The following is an 8,032-nucleotide window of genomic DNA, read 5'->3' on the forward strand; positions in this document are numbered from 1 at the left end:
ATAGTTAATGCGATGCTTCAACGCATTAACATGGCATAGACTTTCCTAGAAAATAAAAAAGACCTGTACACAAAAAAGTGTACAGGCTTCATTGCCAATAATGGTAGGCGAATTTAGTGAAACTTAGTTTTGACCCTTTAAACATGGTTTGCTTTACATAATAATTAAAAGATTGGTTAAGGTGTCAAAACTATATAGTTGAACTTTTGCATACAATATATAGTTATGAATGCATCAACGTAATCTATATATTGTATGTAAATTTAGTGAAACTTAGTTTTGACCCTTTAACCAAGATTGTCAATCTCTACAAATAGGGATTGCAATCTAGGCATGAGGTTGATACAATGAATCAAAAAAGAAAGAGGTCCATCATGCTACTTAGATTGTTACTGTATATAAGCGTTCTTGGCATAGGTATGTTGATTGGTATATATAATATGGCACATCCCAAATTGGATCAAGCCCTTGGAAAACTTCAGATATTAACATTAATCGGTTTATTATTTGTTATGGGTATCCGTCTGGGTGCAGATAAAATGGTGGTAGCATCTCTTTCAACCATAGGGTTTCAGGCTTTTATGTTGGCTTTTGGCTCCATCGCTTTTAGTGTCTTATTTGTATTTTTGGGACGTCATATACTGAGATTGGACAGAAAGGGGCAGATGAAATGACTTGGATTATCATGTTGTCGGTCATCATCGGTGCATTGGCGGGGTATCTATTTTTTCCCAGTCAATGGTACGAATCTACCGGACTAGTTATCGATATCGGTTTATGTTTTTTGCTTCTCTTCGTGGGGATGGACATTGGGAAACAGAAAAATACTTTGGTAGAAATCAAAAAAATCGGTTTCAATATATTAGCGGTGCCGTTGATGATTGGTCTTGGTAGCATTTTCGGTGCCTTGGTTTTTGGACATTTTATCGGCCTAAACTATAATGAATCCGGTGCTATTGGTGCTGGCTTTGGTTGGTATACACTGTCGGCTATTATGCTTGTGGATTATTCTGCAGAGATCTCAGCATTGGCCTTCTTGACCAATGTTATACGTGAAGTTATGGCGATCTTAATGTTACCACTGTTGGCCAAGTATATCGGTCATTATGAAGCGGTGGCACCTTGTGGGGCGACAGCTATGGACACAACCCTGCCGATTATAGCAAGGTATACAACACCAAAGGTTGCTATTGTGGGCTTTGTATCCGGTATGGTGCTGTCCTCTTTGGTGCCTTTATTGGTGCCTATTATTATCAACTTATAGAACTCATAAAACAAGATGCGTTAAGGATTGCAGGTATTGTAGCCTGTCTTTTTTATTTTGAATTTCATACAGTGAAACAACATTAGAAAAAATTTCACATAGTAAGGTAAGGGACTAACGAAGTTAGGCTTAAAAAAACAAAAAGTTAGAAGTCTCATAAAAAAGTATTATTTTTCCATTAAATTTTCACAGTTTAACTTAACAAAGTGTCGTATGTATGATACAATGAGCACGCATAAAAATTGGTGTAGAGTTGTAAACATTCATATTCACCAAGGAGGCGTTATGTATAAATTAGATTTACATACACATACAATAGCAAGTGGTCATGCCTACAGTACAATACTAGAAAACGTCCAATATGGCCGAGATAAAGGCATGGAACTCATAGGGATATCGGACCACGCACCGGGTATGCCGGGGAGCACGTATATTTTTTATTTTCAGAACATGAAACAGATACCCAGTGAAATTGTGGGTGTTCGTATTCTAAAAGGTGTAGAAGCTAACATTATCAACCTCGGCGGAGCCATAGATATGACCGAGGATAACCTGTCCATGCTAGACTATACTATTGCAAGTCTTCATCCACCTTGTATAGCTTCTGGAAGTCGACAGGAAAATACAAGGATGTTAATCAAAGTCATGGAAAATCCTTACGTAAACATTATTGGGCATCCGGATGATAGCAGATATCCCTTAGATTATGAGGAATTGGTGAAAGCGGCCAAATATAATGAAGTTCTACTTGAGATGAACAATAGTTCCATCAATCCCAATGGGTTTAGATCCGATACGAGGAAGAACATCACTAAGATGTTGGAACTATGTGCCAAAGCAGATCTGGAGATTATTCTGGGTTCTGACGCTCATATAGCTTTTGATGTGGGTCGGTTTGATTATTGTGATGCTTTGATTCGTGAAATTGAATTCCCTGAGAAGTTGGTAATCAATCATTCGGTAGAGGATTTTATGAGGAAAATCAATGCATCTTAAATCAAGTATGGCTATTTGACATCATTTATGTTTAAAAATCAGAAAAATGGTTAGATTGTCATAAAAGTAAGAAATAATTCTTTACGCTAATAGTTTATCGTGGTAAAATCTAATAGAGGCGATTATATAATAAAGGAGAATTTAAATGAGTAAAAACATAAAATCGGCAGAAGTAGATAAACTTTTCGAATCCATCTTAAGTTTAAAAGATCCGAAAGAATGTTATGCTTTTTTTGAAGATATATGTACCGTTAATGAGCTACATTCTTTGGCACAGAGACTACAAGTTGCCAAAATGCTTAGGGACCATAACACTTATCTGGAGATTGCAGAAAAGACCGGAGCATCTACCGCTACTATATCAAGGGTAAACCGCTCTCTTAATTATGGCAATGACGGTTATGATATGGTATTTGATAGAGTTAAAAATGGATAAGAAGTTAAGAAAATATAAAACAAAATAAAATAAAATAATGATAAGAGGTTGTACCTAGCGGTACAACCTCTTATATCTTGTTTTTCCATATTATATTATCCGAGGCTATATAGCCAAATAGAAGATATAGCGTTTCTAGTTTAAGAAATAGTTTTATTAGGTGTTTTTTTTCTGACTTCAGGACGTCCGGTATCTGATTTTTTAGGTCTTGGCCCAGCATCCTTGGCCTTAGAAGGATGCTGGGTTAAGTAGTTGTCAATTAATTGAGTGGCCATGTGTTTTTGTGCTGTTGCTTGAATGGTCAAAAGATAAGCGGTTGTAAATATGGATAGCTGTTCCCTTTCAGCATCACTAAACTCCGGAAACAAGTCTTTACCGACCTTGACCGTGTGATTGACTTGATTGGCAAGACTGTCAAAATGCATGGTTTGAGTCTCCATGATTCGGTCTAGGAAGGCTTCCATAGACAGAGGTGATTTATTATCCATAACAATATCTTTGACTGGGTCTAGCAACTTTTTGATATCCGGTATGGATAGAATATTCTTAAAATAATAGACAAATAGCAGTAGAATAAGGTGGTCATGACCGTACTTTTTCTTAGCTGTCGGTGGCAGGATATCACATTTGCTGTAGTTGTTGATCATGGTCTTGGTCAGAATCTTTTCTTCTTCAGTACGCTTAAAAAGACCAAGGTGATCATCCATAAAGGTAGTAACCTGGTCCATGTAAAGCTCTATATTAGGAATATCCTTAGAATGGACATGGTTCCTGGTTTTTATGAAGACCAAAAGGTCCTCTATAAATTTATCATAAGGTTTTTTACTCATATTAACACCGCCTCAAGAGTATTATATAGTAATCAATACTATATGGCAAGTATTATGAAAGTAAGAACTTTTAAAGTTACAGACAAATATATATGATGAAAATCCAAAAAGGCATGGAAAAAAAGCTGAAAATATGCTATGATAAACGGGTTGAAAATAGGCACTTTCGTTCTTATTTTCAATATTTTTTATAGTAAATTTGAAAAAGTAATGCAAATGGTTAAAATAAATAAAAAAGATAGGTGACTGTGATGGGTATATATGATACGTTGAACCAAGAACAAAAAGAGGCGGTTTTTCATACGGAAGGGCCCTTACTCCTTCTGGCTGGCGCTGGATCGGGAAAAACAAGGGTACTAACACACCGTGTGGCTTATATAATTGAGCAGAATTTGGCCAAGCCTTGGGAAATCATGGCCATCACCTTTACCAATAAAGCATCAAAAGAGATGCGAGCGCGGGTGGATCATCTGATTGGACATGGTGGTCAAGATGTATGGGTGAGTACCTTCCATTCATCCTGTGTTCGTTTTTTGAGACAGTATATAGATCAGATTGGATTCGAAAAAAGCTTCAATATATACGATACCGATGACTCTAAAAAGATTATCCGAGAAGCAATGAAAGCACAGAATATAGATCCGAAGCAATATAAGGAAAGCGGTATCTTAGCAAAGATTAGTGAAGCCAAAAACCAATTACTTAGTCCTTTAGAATACCGAAAAACGGTTATGGGAGATATGCGTAAAGAAGTCTACTCTAAGATTTATGATTATTACCAGGACCGTTTGAAAAAAAATAATGCTCTGGACTTTGATGACCTACTCTTCCAGACTGTAGAGCTTTTTAGATTGCGACCGGACATATTAGAGAAATTCCAAAATAGATTCAAATACATTATGGTAGATGAATATCAAGATACCAATGGGGTTCAGTTTAAGCTCATATCTCAGTTGGCAGGACATTATAAAAACCTATGTGTAGTGGGGGATGATGACCAGTCCATCTACAAGTTTCGTGGCGCAGATATTACCAATATCTTGGATTTTGAGAAAGTATACAAAGGGGCTAAAGTCATTAAGCTGGAACAGAACTATCGTTCAAGTAAGACCATCCTAGATGCAGCCAATCATGTGATTAAGAATAATGAGAGAAGAAAAGCAAAGCGCTTGTGGACGGACAATGTTACTGGTAATCTAATTTCATTCCATCAGGTGGATAATGAAAAAGAAGAAGCAAGATTGGTTGTAAATCATATCCAAAATAATATAAAAAACGACAACAAAGGTTATAACGATCATGCAATCTTATACAGAACCAATGCCCAGTCAAGGGTCTTAGAGGAGCGACTGATTTATGAGAACGTGCCTTATAAGATTTTTGGTGGAACATCATTCTACCAGAGAAAAGAGATTAAAGATGTGCTGGCCTATCTTAGGCTAATCAACAACAGCATCGATAATCTAGCGGTCAAGAGGGTGATTAATGTACCAAGAAGAGGTATTGGTGATACCACAGTTGATAAGTTAGAGAGCTATGCCAACGATATTGGTATCAGTCTTTTTGAAGCCATCAAAGAATCTGATAATATACCAGGACTGGCAAGAGCCAACCTTAAAATTAAAGGTTTTAAGAACCTCATTTTGTCACTTAAAGCAGAGATGGAAACCATGTCTCTCATGGATTTTATGGAGGAAGTGTTAAAGCGTACTAATTATATTAAAGAATTAGAAGATGAAGGTACAGATGAAGCCAAGTCAAGAATTGAGAATATTGGTGAACTTATATCTAAGTTAGCCGATTATGTGAATAAGAAGCAGGAAGATGACGAGGAACCGACTTTGTCCGGCTTCCTAGAAGAAGTAGCTTTAGTTGCCGATATAGACAATCTGGTCGAAAGCAATGAAGTGGTGGTATTAATGACTTTACATAGCGCTAAGGGGTTGGAATTTCCGACTGTTTTCCTGACAGGTATGGAAGATGGACTTTTCCCAAGCTATATGAGCATCTCAACCGGTAATGAAGAAGATATTGAGGAAGAACGTCGCCTTTGCTATGTGGGTATAACCAGAGCTGAAGAAGAGTTGGTTATCATAGCCTCCAAATCAAGGATGATCCATGGACGCTCACAATATAATGCACTGTCCAGATTTGTAAAGGAGATTCCAAGTGATTTATTGGATTCAAGCCAAACACTAGAGTTAGCTAGGGATAAAGAGGATCAAGATAGCGACCTTTTTTCTAAGAGCAATATCTCTAACACTTCGGTACTACCTAAGCAAAGAGACCGTAGCTTCTTTACCAATACCCCTTATCAAGCCAAACAACCGGCAAAAGTATTACCGCAAAACGAGAACATGACACTGGACTATGGCGTAGGCGACTTGGTTAAGCATATGAAATTCGGTGTCGGTCAAGTCATGGAGATTGGACCGGGTGGTGCAGACCATCAGGTGACGGTGAATTTCCCTAGTGTTGGGACCAAGAAATTACTTGCAAGGCTATCAGGCCTTAAAAAAATGTAGTATATTCGTAAAACTTATGTACAAAAGTAAAAAGAATGATATAATTAGAATAGTTGTAACAATTGGTTAAGGTGTAAAAACTTTATAGTTGAACTTTTACATACAACATATGTGAATCTAGTGAAGCTTAGTTTTGACCCTTTAATCAACAGTTAAGATTTTTTAGAAGGGTGTGAGCATATGTTTGAACAATTAAGAAAAACAGAGTCGGAAAAAGTACAACAACTATCAGACTTATTGCAAAAACTGGATCCAAGAAGTGGTTTTATGGTTCAGAAGAAAAAAGACTACACATGGTTGATTGTCGTACTTACCGTCGTAGCTGTAGCGGGCATTGCCTTCGCAGTGTACAAATTCTTCTTTGAATATAGTGATGAATTTGATTATGATGATGATGAAGATTTTGAAGACATCGATTATGATGAAGACTATGACGAAGAGTTTGAAACAGACGAAGAAGAATAATAATTTATACATGGGGCTGACAACTGTCAGTCCTATATTTTTGATAATCAGAAAAGGTGGTTAAAGTGTCAGAACTAAGTTTCTCTAAATTACATACAACATATAGGTTATGTTGATATCCTCATAACTATATATTGTATGTAAAAGTTCAACTATATAGTTTTGACACTTTAACCAATGGTGAATAGATGAATAAAAAAGACGTACTAGAAGCATACATCAGCAGAGTCGAATTCCCTAATAAAGGCATCATAGAGATTGGTGAGTACAAAGTGACAGTAAAAAATGCCCTACCCGGACAAAAGGTACGCGCAGTCGTCAATAAAAAACGTAAAAACAGAATCGAAGCCAGACTTCTCGAGGTACTTGAGAAAGCACCTACAGAGATTCTAGGTGCCTGTGAAGTCTTCGGATTATGTGGTGGTTGCCTATATCAGTCTCTACCCTACGATGAACAGCTGAATTTGAAAGTGGAACAGGTTAAGAATCTACTTAAGCCGCTTGGAATTATAGATTTCTACGAAGGTATCCTCTCGAGTCCACAGATCTATGAATACAGAAATAAAATGGAATACTCCTTTGGAAATGCCTACATAGATGGTCCTTTAGCACTAGGTCTTCATAAGCGAGGCAGTATGTATGATATCGTAAACGCTACAGAATGTAAGATTATCCATGATGATTTTAATAAAGTTGTTCAGGCGACGCTGGACCTTTTTAAAGAGCTGGATTTGCCTTTTTACCATAAACGTACCCATGAAGGTTATCTTAGGTATCTTGTTGTTAGGCGTGGCGTAAGGTCATCTCAACTACAGATTAACCTCGTTACTTCATCTCAATTAGAACCGGATTTACAACTCTATGTAGATAGACTTAAAGCCCTTGATCTGAACCATGAGATCAAAGGCATCATCCACACTATCACCGACCAACTCTCAGATGCGGTTAAGGTGGATGATATGAAGATTCTCTACGGAGAGGAACATATGGATGAAAGCCTGCTTGGACTGAACTTCAAGATATCCCCTTTTTCCTTTTTTCAAACCAATACCTTAGGTGCAGAGAAGCTTTATGAAGTGGTCAGAGATTATGCCGGAGAGACAAAAAATAAAGTCATATTCGATCTCTATTCAGGCACCGGTACCATCACACAGCTGTTGGCACCGGTAGCCAATAAGACAGTAGGCGTTGAGATTGTAAAGGAAGCCGTAGAAGCGGCCGAAATCAATGCCAAGCTAAATGGCCTAAGCAATTGTGAATTCATCACCGGTGATGTATTAATGGTTATTGATGAACTAACAGACAAGCCAGACACCATCGTCCTAGACCCACCAAGAGATGGCATCCATCCCAAAGCCATGCCCAAAATCATTGACTTCGGTGTAGACAACATCGTCTATGTATCTTGCAAACCAACATCTCTAGCCAGAGATCTAGCTCTGTTCATGGATGCCGGTTATGAGGTTGTTAAATGGTGTATGGTGGACATGTTTCCTCATACGATTCATGTGGAGAC

General features: G+C 37.5%; 8 protein-coding genes. 7 read left to right on the plus strand and 1 reads right to left on the minus strand.

Annotated elements, in window-relative coordinates:
- Positions 1-347: 347 nt before the first annotated feature.
- From AC6F8J_RS10675 to AC6F8J_RS10690, 4 genes are all read left to right on the plus strand, one after another.
- Entirely contained in the window at positions 348-674 is a 327-nt protein-coding gene (locus AC6F8J_RS10675) for a hypothetical protein (RefSeq protein ID WP_500723254.1), read from the plus strand.
- Positions 671-1,264, plus strand: coding sequence for a LysO family transporter (locus AC6F8J_RS10680; protein ID WP_500723255.1), 594 nt, complete (start codon positions 671-673; stop codon positions 1,262-1,264). The genes AC6F8J_RS10675 and AC6F8J_RS10680 overlap by 4 nt, the downstream gene beginning before the upstream one ends.
- Positions 1,265-1,549: 285 nt before the next feature.
- A complete protein-coding gene (locus AC6F8J_RS10685) occupies positions 1,550-2,260 on the plus strand; it encodes a PHP domain-containing protein (protein WP_500723258.1) in 711 nt (236 codons plus the stop codon).
- A 145-nt stretch (positions 2,261-2,405) separates the two neighbouring features.
- Positions 2,406-2,696 (plus strand): YerC/YecD family TrpR-related protein, encoded by a 291-nt coding sequence (locus tag AC6F8J_RS10690; RefSeq protein ID WP_500723260.1) that lies wholly within the window; start codon positions 2,406-2,408, stop codon positions 2,694-2,696.
- Positions 2,697-2,836: 140 nt separating this feature from the next.
- On the opposite strand, the gene AC6F8J_RS10695 is transcribed toward AC6F8J_RS10690, so the two are convergent.
- Complete coding sequence (locus AC6F8J_RS10695; RefSeq protein ID WP_500723261.1) at positions 2,837-3,526, minus strand: DUF1836 domain-containing protein; 690 nt, start codon at positions 3,524-3,526, stop codon at positions 2,837-2,839.
- Between the two features lie 251 nt (positions 3,527-3,777).
- Between AC6F8J_RS10695 and pcrA the strand changes: the two genes are divergently transcribed.
- The 3 genes from pcrA to rlmD form a co-directional block, all read left to right on the plus strand.
- Positions 3,778-6,051, plus strand: coding sequence for a DNA helicase PcrA (pcrA, locus tag AC6F8J_RS10700; RefSeq protein WP_500723263.1), 2,274 nt, complete (start codon positions 3,778-3,780; stop codon positions 6,049-6,051).
- Positions 6,052-6,231: 180 nt separating this feature from the next.
- Complete coding sequence (locus AC6F8J_RS10705) at positions 6,232-6,516, plus strand: DUF4366 domain-containing protein (RefSeq protein ID WP_500723265.1); 285 nt, start codon at positions 6,232-6,234, stop codon at positions 6,514-6,516.
- Between the two features lie 188 nt (positions 6,517-6,704).
- A partial coding sequence (gene rlmD, locus AC6F8J_RS10710) for a 23S rRNA (uracil(1939)-C(5))-methyltransferase RlmD (protein ID WP_500723267.1) occupies positions 6,705-8,032 on the plus strand: 1,328 nt, incomplete at its 3' end.

The organism is Petrocella sp. (genome assembly GCF_059865615.1).